This window comes from Mesorhizobium sp. WSM4850, from assembly GCF_055811735.1.
In genome coordinates, this window is record NZ_JBVVPV010000005.1 from 1 (window position 1) to 17,107 (window position 17,107).

Annotated in this window: 15 protein-coding genes; 14 read left to right on the forward strand and 1 reads right to left on the reverse strand. The window is 62.5% G+C overall.

Going from position 1 to position 17,107, the window contains the following annotated elements:
• Nucleotides 1-145: 145 nt before the first annotated feature.
• Nucleotides 146-973, reverse strand: coding sequence for a MurR/RpiR family transcriptional regulator (locus tag AC0L2Z_RS08125; RefSeq protein ID WP_473627455.1), 828 nt, complete (start codon nucleotides 971-973; stop codon nucleotides 146-148).
• A 135-nt stretch (nucleotides 974-1,108) separates the two neighbouring features.
• Here AC0L2Z_RS08125 and AC0L2Z_RS08130 point away from each other — a divergent pair, with 135 nt between their 5' ends.
• From AC0L2Z_RS08130 to AC0L2Z_RS08195, 14 genes are all read left to right on the forward strand, one after another.
• The gene (locus tag AC0L2Z_RS08130; RefSeq protein ID WP_473627456.1) at nucleotides 1,109-1,939 is read left to right on the forward strand and encodes an N-formylglutamate amidohydrolase; all 831 of its coding nucleotides are present in this window, start codon (nucleotides 1,109-1,111) and stop codon (nucleotides 1,937-1,939) included.
• A gap of 18 nt (nucleotides 1,940-1,957) precedes the next feature.
• Entirely contained in the window at nucleotides 1,958-2,470 is a 513-nt protein-coding gene (locus AC0L2Z_RS08135; RefSeq protein ID WP_292410106.1) for a TRAP transporter small permease subunit, read from the forward strand.
• Nucleotides 2,467-3,792: a TRAP transporter large permease gene (locus AC0L2Z_RS08140; RefSeq protein ID WP_473627458.1), complete on the forward strand. Its 1,326-nt coding sequence runs from the start codon at nucleotides 2,467-2,469 to the stop codon at nucleotides 3,790-3,792. The genes AC0L2Z_RS08135 and AC0L2Z_RS08140 overlap by 4 nt, the downstream gene beginning before the upstream one ends.
• 112 nt (nucleotides 3,793-3,904) lie before the next feature.
• Nucleotides 3,905-4,972: a TRAP transporter substrate-binding protein gene (locus AC0L2Z_RS08145; RefSeq protein ID WP_473627459.1), complete on the forward strand. Its 1,068-nt coding sequence runs from the start codon at nucleotides 3,905-3,907 to the stop codon at nucleotides 4,970-4,972.
• 67 nt (nucleotides 4,973-5,039) lie between these two features.
• Nucleotides 5,040-6,410, forward strand: a complete 1,371-nt coding sequence (locus tag AC0L2Z_RS08150) for a glutamine synthetase family protein (protein ID WP_473627461.1) — start codon at nucleotides 5,040-5,042, stop codon at nucleotides 6,408-6,410.
• A gap of 87 nt (nucleotides 6,411-6,497) precedes the next feature.
• Nucleotides 6,498-7,886 carry an aldehyde dehydrogenase family protein gene (locus tag AC0L2Z_RS08155; RefSeq protein ID WP_473627462.1) on the forward strand — a complete coding sequence of 463 codons (1,389 nt, stop codon included), beginning with the start codon at nucleotides 6,498-6,500 and terminating at the stop codon, nucleotides 7,884-7,886.
• Nucleotides 7,887-7,904: 18 nt separating this feature from the next.
• Nucleotides 7,905-9,077 carry an iron-containing alcohol dehydrogenase gene (locus AC0L2Z_RS08160; protein WP_473627463.1) on the forward strand — a complete coding sequence of 391 codons (1,173 nt, stop codon included), beginning with the start codon at nucleotides 7,905-7,907 and terminating at the stop codon, nucleotides 9,075-9,077.
• Between the two features lie 243 nt (nucleotides 9,078-9,320).
• Nucleotides 9,321-10,427 (forward strand): ABC transporter substrate-binding protein, encoded by a 1,107-nt coding sequence (locus AC0L2Z_RS08165; RefSeq protein ID WP_473627464.1) that lies wholly within the window; start codon nucleotides 9,321-9,323, stop codon nucleotides 10,425-10,427.
• 160 nt (nucleotides 10,428-10,587) lie between these two features.
• A complete protein-coding gene (locus AC0L2Z_RS08170) occupies nucleotides 10,588-11,577 on the forward strand; it encodes an ABC transporter permease (protein ID WP_027153284.1) in 990 nt (329 codons plus the stop codon).
• The gene (locus tag AC0L2Z_RS08175; protein ID WP_473627465.1) at nucleotides 11,574-12,365 is read left to right on the forward strand and encodes an ABC transporter permease; all 792 of its coding nucleotides are present in this window, start codon (nucleotides 11,574-11,576) and stop codon (nucleotides 12,363-12,365) included. Before AC0L2Z_RS08170 ends, AC0L2Z_RS08175 begins: the two co-directional genes overlap by 4 nt.
• Nucleotides 12,366-12,394: 29 nt before the next feature.
• Entirely contained in the window at nucleotides 12,395-13,459 is a 1,065-nt protein-coding gene (locus AC0L2Z_RS08180) for an ABC transporter ATP-binding protein (protein ID WP_287176393.1), read from the forward strand.
• A 201-nt stretch (nucleotides 13,460-13,660) separates the two neighbouring features.
• Nucleotides 13,661-15,211 carry a cation:proton antiporter gene (locus AC0L2Z_RS08185; protein ID WP_473627467.1) on the forward strand — a complete coding sequence of 517 codons (1,551 nt, stop codon included), beginning with the start codon at nucleotides 13,661-13,663 and terminating at the stop codon, nucleotides 15,209-15,211.
• Nucleotides 15,212-15,332: 121 nt separating this feature from the next.
• Complete coding sequence (locus tag AC0L2Z_RS08190) at nucleotides 15,333-16,247, forward strand: endonuclease/exonuclease/phosphatase family protein (protein ID WP_473627468.1); 915 nt, start codon at nucleotides 15,333-15,335, stop codon at nucleotides 16,245-16,247.
• 7 nt (nucleotides 16,248-16,254) lie between these two features.
• A complete protein-coding gene (locus AC0L2Z_RS08195) occupies nucleotides 16,255-17,100 on the forward strand; it encodes an EamA family transporter (protein WP_473627469.1) in 846 nt (281 codons plus the stop codon).
• Nucleotides 17,101-17,107 lie beyond the last annotated feature (7 nt).

Genomic DNA, 17,107 nt, shown 5'->3' on the forward strand with positions numbered 1-17,107 from the left:
AGGTCACAGGTTCAAATCCTGTCCCCGCAACCAAATCCACAAAACGGCCCGCATCACGCGGGCCGTTTTGCGTTTGCGGCCTGCTGGCCGCCTTCTCCGGCATGGAAGCGATCATGCGGTCGAGTTCAGGCCGCGTCCCTATTCCCTACCGCAGGCTTTCCAGCTCGCGGATGCGTTTGGCGCCGTCGGCCTCGAGCTGCCGGGTGACGGCGCCGATCAGCGTTTCGGCCACGACGAAAAGGGCCGCCGAGGAGTCCCAGGCCGAGGGCACCGCAGTGCGCCCGGCTATGACATGGCGGGCGAAGCGGGCGATCGGCGACAGCCACTGGTCGGTGAACAGCACGATCTGCACGCCGCGCTGGTGCGCCGTCTCGGCGAAGCGGACCAGGCTGTCCTGGTAGCGCCTGATGTCGAAGATCACCAGCACGTCGCGCTTACCCATGTCGATCAGCCGGTCGCGCCAGACGCTTTCCTGTCCGGCGAGGTGAAAGACATTGGGCTGGATGATGGCGAGGTGAGCGGCCATGTAGCGCGCCAGCGGATCGGTGAAGCGGCCGCCGATCAGGAAGGTTTTGCCGCGTCGGTCGGCAAGCTTTGCGACGATGTCGGCAAGCTGCTTTTCAGACAAGTGCCTGAACGTCTCGCGCATGTTGTCGAGCGTCGCCTCCAGCATCGGCGACACCGTGCCGCCGTTCGGCGATGGCGGATTGAGCGTGCGCGACGCCGGCGACTGCAGTTGCGCCGCCAGTTCGTCCTGCAGCGCCGACTGGAACTCCGGGTAGTTCTGGAAACCGAGCCGGGCGACGAAACGCAGGATGGTCGGCGAGGAGACACCGGCGGCAGCTGAGAATTCGGCGACCGTCTTCAGACCGATCAGCGGATAGCTGGCGATCAGCGTCTGCGCTGCGCGGCGCTCGCCCGCCGGCATCGTGCCGATGCGGTCCGAGATCAGTTCGGCAATGCTCGAAATCATCTTTTCCCCACCCTTGGCCGCTTTGCCGAAATCGCGTTTGACAAAGCCTGACAAACTGTATGAAATCATCCACAGGGACGCAATGAGGCAAAATACGTAACATACGATACAGCGCTCCCCGGGGACGACAGGATAATGGAGACAGCACGGCCCGCCAGCCTTGCATCGCCTGAAACCGTAGGGGTGACGAACCCCGGCGGATCGAGCCCTTTCGTGTTGACCTGCGACCACGCCTCCAACTTCCTGCCGCCGGAATTCGGAACGCTCGGCCTTGCTGCCGAAGAGCTTTCCCGCCACATCGCCTGGGATCCCGGCGCGCTGCCGGTGGCCCGCCGCATGGCCGAGGCGCTTGACGCGACGCTGGTCGAGACTCGCATTTCGCGGCTTGTCATCGACTGCAATCGCCCGCTCGACGCACCCGATCTGGTGCCGCCGGTCAGCGAGAGCACGGCCATTCCGGGCAATGCCGGCCTGTCGCAGAAGCAGCGCACCGCGCGCATCGCTCTGTCCTGGCAACCCTTTCATGATGCGGTCGCTGACATCATCGACACAAGGCTGGCGCGCGGGCTCGAGACGCGGCTGGTTTCAATCCATTCCTTCAACCCGGTCTACAACGGCAAGAGCCGGCCCTGGCACATCGGCGTCATCCATGACGAGGATCGTCGGCTGGCAGCGCCGCTTGTCGCCGCGTTGCAGCGGCTCGCCGGCGTCACAGTCGGCGTCAACGAACCCTATTCGCCGGCCGACCGCGTCTATTTCACGCTGGAACGGCACGCGCGCCCGCGGGGGTTACCCTGCGCGATGATCGAAATCCGCAACGACGAAATATCCGACGGAGCCGGGCAGCGAAAATGGGCGGATCTGCTCGCGGGCATCTTCGTTGGCATTCACACGCCGGAACCATCAATGGGTCCCGATTCCCTGCCGCGGCGCGGCAGGCCGATCCCGGCCCATCCGATCCGATAATTCGACAGGAAGAGACCATTGCCCCAAGCCGCACAGCTTTTTGTCCGCTACGTTGACGCGATAAACTATCGCGTCGGACGCGTCGCCATGTACCTGCTGTTCGTCATGGGCGCGATCCTGCTCTACTCGACGCTGTCGCGGATCATTTTCGGCGTGCCGATCAACTGGGTGCTGGAAATGTCGCAGTTCCTGCTCTCCGCCTACTATCTGGTAGGTGGCGCCTATGCCCTGCAACTCGATCAACATGTGCGGATGGACCTCTTCTATAGCCGCCTCAATGCAAGGAAGCGTGCGATCACCGACGCCATCACCATCCTTTTTGTTATCTTCTTCCTGGTCGTGCTTCTCGGCGGTGGCCTGTCGAGCACAAACTACGCCATCCAATACAATCAGAAGAACTACTCGGCCTGGTCTCCCGTGCTCTGGCCGATCAAGGTGGTGATGACGACGGGCGTCTTCCTGATGTTGCTGCAGTGCATCTCGACCTTCATCAAAGACGTAGCCATTGCCCGCGGGAAGCCGATCGCATGAGTTCCGAGGCGATCACCCTTTTCATGTTCGGAACCATGATGGTGCTGCTCTTCACCGGACAGCGCGTCTTTGGCGTCATAGGCTTCGTCGGTTCGGCGGCGGCCCTGTGGCTGTGGGGGCAGGGATCCTTCGAGATGCCCTTCAACGCCTCCTTCCAGGTATTGAACTGGTACCCGCTGATCACCGTGCCCTTCTTCATCTTCATGGGCTACATGCTGTCGGAATCCGGCCTGGCGGGAGACCTCTACCGGATGTTCCACGTCTGGTTCGGGCCGGTGCGCGGTGGGCTGGCGCTGGGCACGATCGGCCTGATGGTGCTGGTTGCCGCGCTCAACGGCCTGTCGGTGGCCGGCATGGCGATCGGCGCGACGATCGCTCTGCCGCAGTTGCTGCGCCACGGCTACGACAAGTCGATGGTCACCGGTGTCATCCAGGCAGGTTCCTCGCTCGGTATCCTGATACCGCCGAGCGTCGTCCTGGTGCTCTACGCCATGATCGCCCGGCAGCCGGTGCTGGACCTTTGGCTGGCCGGGGTTGGCCCTGGCCTGCTGATGGCGCTGATCTTCGGCGTCTATGTCTATCTACGCTGTCTCATCCAGCCGGAAGCCGGCCCGGCGCTGCCGGCCGATGAGCGCGCGCTGATCACTCGCGCCGAAAAGTTCGCCCTGCTCAGGGAAGGTCTGCTGCCGATTGCCATTTTCGGCGTCATGATGGGCATGTTCATGACCGGAGTGACGAGCCTCGTGGAAAGCTCGGTCGTGGGGGCGGTGCTGGCAACGCTCGGCGCCTGGTGGGCGGGAAACCTGAACCGGAAATCCTTCGAGACGGCTACGCGTAACACGCTTGGCATCAGTTGCATGTTCCTCTGGATCATCCTCGGCGCGCTATGCTTCAGCTCGGTCTATGACGGGCTGGGCGCGGTAAAGGCGGTCAAGGCGCTGCTGATCGACACATGGGAGTTCAGCCCGTGGACCATCCTGGTGCTGATGCTCCTCTCCTTCATCGTCATGGGAATGTTTCTCGACGACACCGCGATGCTGGTCATCGTCGCGCCGCTCTACATCCCGCTGGTTATCAGCCTCGGCTTCAATCCGATCTGGTTCGGCATCCTCTACACGATCACCTGCCAGATCGCGTACATCACACCGCCCTTCGGCTATAATCTGTTCCTGATGCGCGCAATGGCGCCGCCCGAGATCACGTTGGCCGACATCTATCGCTCCATCGTGCCATTCTTCTTCCTGATGGTGCTGTCGCTGATCATCATCATGATTTTCCCGCAGATCGCGCTGTGGCTGCCAAGCCTCTATTCGGGACGATAGGCAACTGGAAATGGGTGATGCGTCGAGGAAAGAACCAAAAGAGGAAGAATGAGCTTCCCAGGAAATAGTGGACCTGCACGCATGCAGGAGTGTCGAAGAGGAGAACGGAACGATGACTGAGCAAACAAGAAAAATAAACAAACGCGATTTCCTGCGAAAAGCGGGATTGACGACCGCGGGCGCGGTCGGTGCGTCCACGCTGGCCATGCCCTACGTCAAGGCACAGAGCCCGATAACATGGCGCCTGCAGACCTATGCCGGTCCGGCCTTGGCCGAGCACGTCATCAAGAACTCGATCGACTGGTTCAACAAAGCCGCCAATGGCGAGATGGTGATCGAGCTCTACACCGCAGATCAACTCGTCCCGCATGGCGAGCTGTTTCGTGCTGTCCAGTCGGGCACGATCGATGCGGCCCAGAGCGACGACGATTCGGCCGCCGCTCCGGTCGACGTCAAGGTGTTCGGCGCTTATTTCCCGCTCGCCGCGCGTTATTCCCTCGATGTGCCGGCGCTGTGGCACTGGCACGGTCTGAAGGAGATCTGGGAAGAGGCCTATGCCGAGATTCCCGACGTGACATGGCTCTCCACCGGCGCCTGGGACCCCTGCAACTTCGGCACGACGAAGCCGATCAAGTCCCTCGCCGACCTGCAGGGCTTGCGCGTCTACACCTTCCCTACCGGCGGCCAGTTCCTGTCGCGCTTCGGAGTGGTGCCGGTGTCGCTTCCCTACGAGGACGTGCAACCCGCCATGCAGACCGGAGAACTCGACGGTGTGTGCTGGTGCGGCATCACAGAGATGCATACCGTGGGCTGGGCCGACGCGCTGAAATACTACCTAACGAACCCGCTGTCGGGCGCCTGGGCCGGCTCCTACTTCGTCAATACCGGGAAGTGGAAGGCTGTGCCCGAGCATCTGCAGCAGCTCTTCCGCCTGGCAATCGATGCCTCACACTACTATCGCCAGCATTGGTACTGGGCTGGCGAAGCCAACTACCGCAACACCGGCAAGCTTGAGCTCACCACCATTCCGGATGCGGAATGGTCGAAGGTCGAGGAAGAGGCAGTAAAGTTCTGGGACGAGATCGCCGCGCAGAGCGAGCGCAGCGCAAAGGTCGTCGACATCATCAAGAAGTACAACGAATCGATGAGGAAGGCCGGGGCGCCCTATCGCTACGGCTGATTGAGACTGCGAACAAGGCCGCCCGCTTCGGCGGGCGGCTTTGCGAACCTGGACGCTGGAGTTTTAAATGGCCGGAAATTTTTCGTTCGATCAGTTGAAGAAAGCGGTCTCCAGCGGCGAGGTCGACACCGTGCTGGCGTGCATTGTCGACATGCAGGGGCGGCTGGCGGGAAAGCGGTTCCTGGCACAGTATTTCGTCGATTCCGCCCATGACGAGACGCATGGCTGCAACTATCTCCTGGCCGCCGACATCGATATGGAACCGGTGCCCGGCTACAAGGCGGCGAGCTGGTCGAAAGGCTATGGCGACTTCGTCATGAAGCCGGATCTGTCGACGCTGCGGCGCATTCCATGGCTGGAAAAGACGGCGGTGGTGATCTGCGACGTGCTCGACCACCACACCCATGACGACCTGCCGCATTCGCCGCGCGCCATCCTGAAGAAGCAGGTCAAGCGGCTGACCGAGCGCGGCTATCTCGGCTATTTCGCCTCCGAGCTCGAATTCTATCTGTTCAGCGAAACCTACGATTCCGCCCGCAAGAAGCACTGGCAGGGCCTCGACACAGCCTCGCCCTATATCGGCGACTACCAGATCGGCATCACCACCAAGGAAGAAGGCGTCATGCGCCGGCTGCGCAACGAGATGCAGGCAGCCGGCATTCCGATCGAGAACTCCAAGGGCGAGTGGGGTCCGGGCCAGGAAGAAATCAATGTCCGCTATGCCGAGGCGCTCGAGATGGCCGACCGCCACGTCATCCTGAAGAACGGCGCCAAGGAAATCGCTGAGTCCGAAGGCAAGGCGATTTCGTTCATGGCCAAGTACAATTACGGGCTGGCCGGCAATTCCAGCCATATCCACAATTCGCTGTGGAGCGCCGACGGCGAGACGCCGCTTTTTTACGACAGAAAGGCCGAATGGACACTGTCGACGCTCGGCCAGCAATGGGCGGCGGGCCAGCTCAAATATGCCAGAGAATTCACCTGGTTCCTGGCGCCCTACGTCAACTCCTACAAGCGCTTCCAGGCCGGCACCTTCGCGCCGACCAAGATCATGTGGAGCGAGGACAACCGCACCGCCGGTTTCCGCCTGTGCGGCGAGGGCACCAAGGGCATCCGCATGGAATGCCGCATCGGCGGCGCCGATCTCAACCCCTATCTCGCCTTCGCCGCGCTGATCGCGGCCGGCCTGGCCGGCATCGACGAAAAGCTTGAACTGCAAAAACCCTTCGTCGGCGATGCCTATCAAGCCTCGCAGCTGCCGGAAATTCCGAAGACCCTGCGTGACGCCACCGAGACGCTGGCAAAATCGGAGATGCTGAAGCAGGCGCTCGGCGACGGCGTGCTCGAGCATTATGTCCATACGGCGCACTGGGAGCAGTTCGAATACGACCGCCGCATTACCGATTGGGAACTGCACAGGGGGTTTGAGCGGTACTAAACTACGCCAGCGTCGCCGTTCAGCTTTGCTGCCGGACGGGCGGGCGGCTCAAAACCGAGATTGTCGTAAATTGCGAGGACCCAAGGAATGACCGAAACGGTCAAGATAAAATCTCCCGTCGATGGTTCGATCTATGCCGAGCGGCCTGTGGCCACGGACCAGGCGATCAATGCGGCGGTCGAGCGTGCCAAGGCGGCGCAGGAGAAATGGGCTGAGACGCCGATCGTCGAGCGCGGCAAGTACATGCTCGGCATGCTGGAAGCGCTGGTCGCCATGACCGACGAGATCGTGCCGGAGATCGCCTGGCAGATGGGCCGCCCGGTGCGCTATGGCGGCGAGTTCGGCGGCGTCAGGGAACGCACCAGCTATATGGTCGAGATCGCCGAAGCGGCACTCAAGCCGGTGATGGCCTCCAATCCGAAGGACGGGTTTCGCCGCTATGTGAAGAAGGTGCCGCTCGGCGTGGTCATGGTGATCGCGCCGTGGAACTACCCCTATCTCACCGCCGTCAACACCATCGTGCCGGCGCTGATGGCCGGCAGCGCCGTCATCCTCAAGCATGCGGCGCAGACGCTGCTGGTCGGCGACCGCTTTCAACAGGCGTTCGACAAGGCAGGCCTGCCCAAGGGTCTGTTCCAGAACCTCGTCTTGAACCATGCGCAGACCGAAAGACTGCTCGGCTCGGGCAAGATCGACCATGTCAATTTCACCGGCTCGGTCGCCGGCGGCCGCGCCATCGAAAAGGCCGCAGCGGGCACCTTCATGACGCTCGGCCTTGAACTCGGCGGCAAGGATCCGGCCTATGTCCTGGCCGATGCCAAGATGGACCACGCCGTCGCCAACCTGGTCGACGGCGCCTTCTACAATTCCGGCCAGTGTTGCTGTGGCATCGAGCGCGTCTATATCCACGAGAAGGTCTATGACGAGTTCGTCGAAGGCTTCATCGCCGAAACCAGGAACTACGTCGTCGGTAACCCGCTCGACCAGGCGACGACGATGGGACCGATGGCACAGGCGCGCTTTGCCGACCTGATCCGCGAGCAGAAGGCCGAGGCGCTGCGCAAGGGTGCCAGGGCGCACATCAACATGAAGCTGGCCAATGACGAGCAAGGCTCGCCCTATCTGGCGCCTGAAGTGCTGACCGGGGTCGATCACCAGATGAGTGTCATGCGCGAGGAGAGCTTTGGGCCAATCGTCGGCATCATGAAGGTGCGCAACGACGAGGAGGCGATCGCGCTGATGAACGACAGCCCCTACGGGCTGACGGCCTCGATCTGGACGCGCGACACCGACCATGCGGCGGCGATCGGTGATCGCGTCGAGACCGGCTCCGTTTTCATGAACCGCTGCGACTATCTCGACCCGGCGCTGGTCTGGACCGGCGTCAAGGACACTGGCAAGGGCGCCGCACTCTCGGCCATCGGCTACGACAATCTGACGAGGCCGAAATCATATCATCTGCGTGAAGCCATCTGATTTTTTCGAAAGACAGAAATGACAAAATTGATTTCCAAATGGAACTATCCGACAACCGTGCGCTTCGGCGCGGGGCGCATCAAGGAATTGCCTGATGTGCTTGATGCCACCGGCATCAAGCGGCCGCTGTTCGTCACCGATCCAGGGCTGGCCAAGCTGCCGGTCGTCGCTTCTACGTTGAAGATCCTCGACGACGCCAAGGTGCCCTATGGCGTGTTTTCCGAGGTCAAGCCGAACCCGGTGGACTCCAACCTGACCGCCGGCATTGCCGTGTTCAAGAAAGGCAAGCATGACGGCGTCATCGCCTTCGGCGGCGGCTCGGCGCTCGACCTCGGCAAGCTGATCGCCTTCCAGGCCGGCCAGACGCGGCCGGTCTGGGATTTCGAGGATATCGGCGACTGGTGGACGCGCGCCAACTCCGACGCGATCGCACCGATCGTCGCGGTGCCGACCACGGCCGGCACCGGCTCGGAGGTCGGCCGCGCCGGCGTCATCACCAATGAAGCGAGCCACACCAAGAAGGTCATCTTCCATCCGAAACTTTTGCCGGCGATCGTCATCGCCGATCCGGAACTGTCGGTCGGCATGCCCGGCTTTATCACCGCCGGCACGGGCATGGATGCACTTGCTCACTGCCTCGAAGCATATTGCGCGCCGGGGTATCATCCGATGGCCGATGGCATCGCCGTCGAAGGCGTGCGGCTCGTCTTGGAAAACCTGCCGAAAGCCTATGCCAACGGCAAGGATCTCGTCGCCCGCGCCCACATGATGAGCGCGGCAGCGATGGGTGCTGCCGCCTTCCAGAAAGGGCTGGGCGCCATCCACTCGCTGTCGCATCCGATCGGCGCGCTCTACGACACTCATCACGGCATGACCAACGCCGTGTTCATGCCTTACGTGCTGGCCTTCAACCGCGATGCAATCGAGGCGCGCATCACCCGGCTCGCGGCTTATTGCGGCATCAAGGGCGGCTTCGACGGTTTCGCCAAGGCCGTCATCAAGCTGCGCAAAGAATTGAAGGTGCCGCACGCGCTGCCGAGCCTGATCAACGGGCTCGACATGGACAAGAAGCGCAGGGGCCTGATCGCCGACATGGCGGTGGTCGATCCGACCGCCGGCGGCAACCCGGTCAAGCTAACCAGGAAGGCGGCGCTGACGCTGCTCGACAACGCCATTGCCGGCACTGTCTGAGACAGTATTCGCGCCGGAGATCGATTTGGGAAACAAAGGCAAAGAAAGGGGGAAAGATGAAAGGCAAGACCGAAACTTATTAGCCGGAAAAATAGTCGTGAAGCGATTGCTACAGCCGGTTAAAAAGAGTTTACTTTTTCATACTGCAGGGCATCGCTTTCACAAACCATTCATCGGGCCGTCACACGAAAACGATACCGCATCGCAGGCGTCCAAACGGCGTCAGTTCAACGGAGAGAACACATGTTCAAATTCACGGGAAAAGTGCTTTCCCTTACGGCCGTCGCCCTGATGGCGACCTCTGCCATCTCGTCGGCGCAATCCATGGATGAACTGGTCGCCGCCGCCAAGGCGGAAGGCCAGCTCACCACCATAGCGCTGCCGCATGACTGGTGCGGCTATGGCGCGGTGATCGCCGGATTCAAGGCGAAATATCCGGAAATCACTGTAAACGAGCTCAACCCCGATGCCGGCTCCGGCGACGAGATCGAGGCGATCAAGGCCAACAAGGACAATAAGGGCCCGCAGGCGCCCGACGTCATCGACGTCGGCCTGTCCTTCGGCCCGACCGCCAAGGCCGACGGCCTGATTCAACCCTACAAGGTGTCGACCTGGGACACGATCCCCGACAGCGCCAAGGATCCCGAAGGCTACTGGACCGGCGACTATTACGGCGTGCTGGCGATGATGGTGAACAAGGATCTGGTCAAGGAAGTGCCGACTGATTGGGCCGATCTTCTTAAGCCGGAATACGCCAACGCCGTCGCGCTCGCCGGTGATCCACGCGCCTCGAATCAGGCAATCCAGGCGGTCTACGCCGCTGGTCTTTCAAGCGGCGCCGCGGCCGGTGAAGCCGCAGGTACTGCCGGCCTCGAGTTCTTCAAGAAGCTCAATGCCGCCGGCAATTTCGTTCCGGTCATCGGCAAGCCGGCGACGCTTGCACAGGGTCAGACACCGATCCTGATCAACTGGGACTACAACGCGCTTGCCGGCCGCGACACGCTGAAAGGCAATCCGCCGGTCGACGTCGTCGTGCCGAAGACCGGTGTCGTCGCGGGCGTCTACGTGCAGGCGATCAGCGCCTACGCGCCGCATCCGAACGCTGCCAAGCTCTGGCTGGAATATCTCTATTCCGACGAAGGCCAGATTGGCTGGCTGAAGGGCTATTGCCACCCGATCCGCTTCAACGATCTCGCCAAGAACGGCAAAATCCCGGAGGACGTGATGGCCAAGCTGCCGCCGGCCGCATCCTATGAGGCCGCGGTGTTCCCGTCGCTCGAAGAGCAGGGCAAGGCCAAGGAAGTCATCACCAAGAACTGGGACGCCGTCGTCGGCGCCAACGTTCAGTAAGGTTGAAAACCGCCGGGCGGCTTCACCGCCGCCCGGTATTCCCGCTAGAGCGACGCGCGTCGGACGCACAAAGTACGCTCTAGAACTCAAATTTCCGCATCGTGCTTTCCGAAAATCGAGTTCGATTTTCGGGCCGATGCGATTAGACGGTAGCCGGCGCATGACCGATCTCTCGCTTTCCGATCACGCGATTGCCGGGAAGACGGCGCCGCCCAGCGAGGCGCGCGCGTTTCGGCTGCCGACGCAATGGCTGGGCGTGGCGCCGTTCTTCATCTTCGCCATCATGTTCCTGGTCCTGCCCACACTCTATCTGGTGCTTGGCGCCTTCCAGAACGCTGCCGGCACGTTCACCTTCGACAACATTGTCGGTATCTTCGACCCACCCAATCTGTCGAACTACATACAGTGCCAATATGATTCCTGGATCTCCTGGGTCGACGGAAACTGCAGGCTGCCCACTATCCTTGCCGCCTACTGGATCTCGATCAAGATCAGCCTCGCTTCGTCGCTCATCGGGGCATTTGCCGGTTTGGCCATTGCCATTGCCATCGTGCGCGGCGGCCTGCCGAACTGGATACGTTCGGCGACGCTGACCTTTTCCGGCGTGGCTTCGAATTTCGCCGGCGTGCCGCTAGCCTTTGCGTTCCTCGCTACGCTCGGCCGGCTCGGCCTCGCGACGGTGATCCTGAACACCGTGTTCGGCCTCAACATTTACGCCCACGGCTTCAACATCCTGTCGTTCTGGGGCCTGACGCTGACCTATGTCTATTTCCAGATCCCGCTGATGGTGGTCATCATCACGCCGGCGATCGACGGACTGAAGAAGGAATGGGGCGAGGCGGCCGCGACGCTTGGCGCCACCACGGCGCAATACTGGCGCATGGTCGTCATCCCAGTGATATGGCCGAGTTTTCTCGGCACCGTCATCCTGCTGTTTGCCAACGCCTTCGGCGCTATCGCCACCGCCTATGCGCTGACCGGCTCGTCGCTCAACATCATTCCCATCGTGCTTTACGCACAGATCCGCGGCGACGTGCTGCACAACCCGCATCTCGGCTATGCCATTGCCTTCGGCATGATCGTCATCACCGGCCTCGCCAACGTCTTCTACATCTGGTTCCGGACGCGCAGCGAAAGGTGGCTCAAATGAAGAGCGGACGTTTCTGGGCCTGGGTCGTCTTCGCGCTGGGCGCGGCCTATTTCTTCATTCCGCTGATCGCGACCGTGGAATTCTCGATGCGCATGCGGCGCGGGGTCTATTCCTTCGACGCCTACGAGGTCGTGCTAGGCGACCCCCGCTTCCAGGCGACCTTCGGCTATTCGGTGCTTGCCGCCATCTTCACCATCATCCTCGGCGTGCTCATTGTTGTGCCCACCGCCTACTGGATCCGGCTACGGCTGCCGCAACTGAGACCGGTCGTCGAGTTCATCACTCTGCTGCCGCTGGTTATCCCCGCCATCGTCATCGTCTTCGGCTACATCAGAATGTACGGATCGAACTCGCCGCTGCCGTTCCTGGCGAGCGACACGGGCAGCAACGCCTTGCTGGTCATCGGCTATGCGACGCTGGCGCTGCCCTATATGTACCGCGCCGTCGACACCGGGCTTCGCACTATCGACGTGCGCACGCTGACGGAAGCGGCGCAGATCCTCGGCGCCGGCTGGGGCACGATCATCGCCCGTGTCATTCTGCCCAATGTGCTGATCGCGGTATTGTCGGGCGCCTTCCTTACCTTCGCTATCGTCCTCGGCGAATTCACCATGGCCAGCCTGCTCAATCGGCCGGCCTTCGGTCCCTACCTGCAGAACATCGGCGCCAATCGCGCCTATGAGCCGGCGGCACTTGCCATCATCGCCTTCGCCATTACCTGGGGCTGCATGTCGCTGATCCAGATCCTGTCGCGTTTTGCGCCGCGATCGGCGAACCGGCCAAACTGATCGAAAAAGTACTGACCGAAAGAAAAGCCATGGCCGAGCCATTCCTCTCCATCCAGCAGGTTCGAAAATCCTTCGGCGCCACCACCGTCGTCCAGGATTTCAACCTCGACGTCGAGCCGGGCGAATTCGTCTCCTTCCTCGGGCCGTCGGGCTGCGGCAAGACGACGGTGCTGCGTATGGTCGCCGGCTTCGAGGAGCCGAGCGCCGGCAAGATCGTCGTGGCCGGCAAGGATATCACCCGGCTCAAACCCAACCAGCGCAATGTCGGCATGGTGTTCCAGGCCTATGCTCTGTTTCCCAACCTGACCGTGGCGCAAAACATCGGCTTCGGGCTTAAGGTCGCGGGCATGCCAAAGGCCGATGCCGACAGGCGCGTTGCCGAGATGCTCGACCTCATCAAGCTGCCGCAGATGGGCGACCGTTATCCCTATCAGCTCTCCGGCGGCCAGCAGCAGCGTATCGCGCTGGCGCGGGCGATTGCGCCGAAGCCGAAGCTCCTGCTGCTCGACGAGCCGTTATCGGCGCTCGACGCCAAGGTGCGCGTGTCGCTGCGCGAGGAAATCCGCTCGATCCAGAAGAGGCTCGGCATCACCACAATCTTCGTCACCCACGACCAGGAAGAGGCGCTGTCGATCTCCGACCGCATCGCCGTCATGTATGGCGGCAAGGCCGAGCAGGTCGGCACGCCGTTCGAGATCTACAACCGGCCGGCAACCAAGTTCGTCGCCAATTTCGTCGGCACGCTGAACGTGCTCGAAGGCACCGTCACCGATGCAGCCTCGGGCAAGGTGCGCGTCAATTCGCAAGAGGTCTCGCTGCAGGGAAAGCTGAACGGCTCCAAGTCCGGCGACACGCTGTCGTTGGCGCTGCGGCCCGAGGCGATTTCGCTCGGCCGCCATCCCGGCCGCGACTCCAGTCTTTCGGGCGAGATCACCGAAGTGCACTTCCTCGGCTCGGTCATCCGGGTTCGCGTCGGCATCGGCGGCAGCACGGTGTCGCTCGACACGTTCAACAGCCCGGCCGCGCCGCCGCCCGCTGTCGGCGAGAAGGCCGAGATTTCGTTCTCGTCGGGCGACATGCTGGTGCTGCATTAGGGGAAGAGTGAATGGTGAAATGGTGTATAGTGAATAGTGAGTAGCAAGAAGGCACTTTACGCGGCGAAATTTCTTTGCAACCGACCATTCACCATTCACCATTCACCATTCACCATTCACCATTCACCATTCACCATTCACCAGCCGAGCCATCGCCGTTTTTGCAGTGCCAATCGCCCGGCTTCACCGCTACGATGAGGCATGGCGCTTTTCGAGCTGACCCTTGTTCTCCTGCTGATCGCCGTCGCGCTGACGGCGTTGTCGCGGCGTCTCCAGGTTCCCTATCCGTCGTTGCTGGCGCTGGCAGGCGCGGGCATCGCCTTCTTGCCGTTTGCGCCGACCATCGAGATCGATCCCGAACTGGCGCTCGCCTTGTTCATCGCGCCGGTGCTTCTCGACGCGGCCTACGACACGTCGCTGCGCGATCTCAATCGCTACAGGCTGCCGCTTGTCCTGCTGGCACTGGGCGCCGTCGTTTTCACCACCGCTGTCGTGGCGTTCGTCGGATGGACAATGGCAAGCCTGCCGATCGCTGCGGCCATTGCCCTTGGCGCGATCGTGGCGCCGCCCGATGCCGTGGCGGCGTCGGCCGTGCTTGGACAGTTCAAGGTGCCGCACCGCGTCACCACGATCCTGCAAGGCGAAAGCCTGCTCAACGACGCCACGGCACTGCTGATCTACCGCATGGCGGTTTCCGCAACTGCCGGCTCCATCCTGCTGAGCAGCGCGGTTCCGATGATCTTGCTGTCGACAGTCGGCAGCCTCGCCGCGGGCTATGTGCTCGGCCGATTGTCTCTCGTCACCCTCAGTCGCATCAGAGATCCTGCAAGTGGCACGGTGGTGCAATTTGCCGGGACGTTCGGCGTCTGGATCCTGGCCGACAGGATCGGGCTCTCCGCCATCATAACGATCGTCGTCTATGCCATGACCATCGCACGTACCGCGCCGCGCCGCATGCCGGCCAGAAATCGCGTCAGCTCCTACTCGGTCTGGGAGACGGCGGTGTTCGTGCTCAACGTGCTGGCCTTCGTCCTGATGGGACTTCAGGCACGGTCGATCGTCGGCCGGCTTGCCGAGCAGGGGAAGATCGAAGCGTTCGTCTTCGCCGCAGCCGTGCTGGCTGTCGTCGTCGTCTCGCGCCTCGTCTGGGTGCTGGGATGCGGTGCGATCATGAGGTGGCTTGCCAGCTTCGGTGACGCGGACCGGCAGGCCGAGGCGCCGTCGTTTCGCGGCGGCGTGCTGATCGGCTGGTGCGGCATGCGCGGTCTGGTTACGCTTGCGGCAGCGTTTGCCTTGCCGGCTGACTTTCCCGGCCGCGACCCGATTGTGCTCGCCGCTTTCTCAGTCGTGCTCGGCACCCTGGTGCTGCAAGGCATCAGCCTGAAGCCGCTGCTGCGCTTGCTTCGTCTCGATCCGGACGAAACTGTCGACCGCGAGGTCGCGCAGGCACGCGTCGCCATCATGCAGGCAGCGCTGGACGTGTTGAGCGGCAAGACATCGAATGCCGCGGCCGTGGTCCGCGAGCAATTTGCCGCGCAGCGCGTGATCGCCGAAAATCCTGACGACGCCCAGGCTGCAACCGAGTACGACAGGTTGCGCCTCTATGCCATCAAGAGCCAGCGTGACGCGCTGGAGCAATTGCGCATCGACGGAACGATCGGCGACGAAGCGTATCATCGCCTGGAGGAGGAAATCGACTGGTCGGAATTGGCCGCTTCTCCGCCCGGACGATTCCAGCCGTTGACGACTTAGAGCGGCGGGCTTTCAAATCGAATCGTACCGCCGCTCTATCTCTTCGTTTGAACATCCGGCTGCACATTGCAGCCGATCAGCCCAACGGCTACTGCTTTCAGGGAATTGAGCCGGGTAAGCAATGAAGCTGGTCAGCTACAACATCCAGTACGGGTTCGGCGGCGACGGTCGCTACGATCTCTCGCGCTGCGCCAGGATCGTCGCCGGCGCCGACATCATCGCCTTGCAGGAGGTGGAACGGCACTGGCTGCGCAGCAACGAGGACGACCAGCCGGAACTTCTTTCGCGACTGCTGCCCGAACATTATTGGGTTTATGGGCCGGCCTTCGACATGGACGCCAGCGAACGGCGTGACGGCCGCATCGTCAACCGTCGGCGGCAATTCGGCACCATGCTCCTGTCCAGGCTGCCGATCGTTTGGTCGCGCCTGCACACGCTGCCGCTGCGCCGCACCGTGCGTCCGCTCAACACCCGCAACGCAGCGCTCGAATGCATGATCCACACCCCTGCCGGTCCGGTGCGGGTGCTGTCGCTGCATCTGGCGCATATCGCCGCCGAAGAGCGGCTGGAGCAGATCGACTATCTGCTCGCCGAGCATCGCCGCGCGCCGTCCGAGGGCGGCCCGTGGAGCGGCGCCGACGATGAGCCCGTGCGCAACTGGAGCAATGGCGAGCCGGAGCCGGAAAACCCGCTGGCGGCGATCTGGATGGGCGATTTCAACATGGAGCCGGGCAGCGCCGAGTACCGGCGCATCGTCTGCAGCACGCCGTACCATCGCGGTGCTGCCTATCTCAACGGTTTTGTCGATGCCGCCGCCGTCGCCGGCGAACCGACGGCGGATTTCCACACCCATGTGAAAACCATCGACGGCAGGCTGGCAAAGCGACGGCTCGACCACTGCTTCGTCGGTGGCATGTTGGCGGGACGGGTGCGCTCGGCCAGTGCCGATATCGGCGAAATCGCCTCCGACCATTTTCCGCTGCGGGTCGACATCGACCTGGAAACGCCGTTCGCGACGGGGGCCGAAGGCGCATGAGCCGCCGATGACTTTGTCCGTCTTCTTCGCGGTGCTTGCTGCCGCCGCCATGCACGCGATCTGGAACGCGGTGGTCAAGGTCCATCTCGACCGCTTCCTGTCGATCACGCTGATGACGCTCGGCATGGGCGCCGTGGCGCTTCTGGCGCTGCCATTTGTCGAGGTGCCGAAAGCGGAAGTGTGGCCGTACATCATCGCCTCGGTGATCTTCCACATGGGTTACAGGACGTTCCTGATAGGCGCCTACAAGGCCGGCGATTTCGCCCAGACCTATCCGCTGGCGCGCGGCACGGCACCGCTGCTGGCTGCACTTGGCGGCATTGTGGTCGTCGCCGAAGTTCCGGCGCCGCTCGCCATTGTCGGCATTGTTCTCTTGTCGGCCGGGACGCTGGTGCTGTCGTTTCGCGGCGGCGCGCATCTGGAAAGGCTGAACCTGCGCGCCGTCGGCTTTGCGCTGGGCACCTCGATCTTCATTGCCGGCTATACGCTGTCCGACGGCAGCGGCGCGCGGCTGGCCGCGACGGCGTCGAGCTATGCCGCATGGCTGTTCGTCTGCGATGCGCTGTGGGCGCTGGTGCTGTGCCTGATCTTCCGCGGACCAAAGGCGCTGCCGGTCCTGGCGCGCGACTGGAAGGCGGGCGTGTACACCGGCGTGCTCAGCGGCGCTGCCTACTGGATCGTGATGTGGGCGATGACCAAGGCGCCGATCGCCTCGGTCGCGGCGCTGCGCGAAACCTCGATCCTGTTCGCCATGATGATCTCGGTGTTTGCGCTCGGCGAGAAGATGACGGCGTGGCGCGGTGCCGCCGTGCTCAGCATTGTTGCCGGCGTCGTCGCGCTGAGGCTTGGATAGGCTAAAG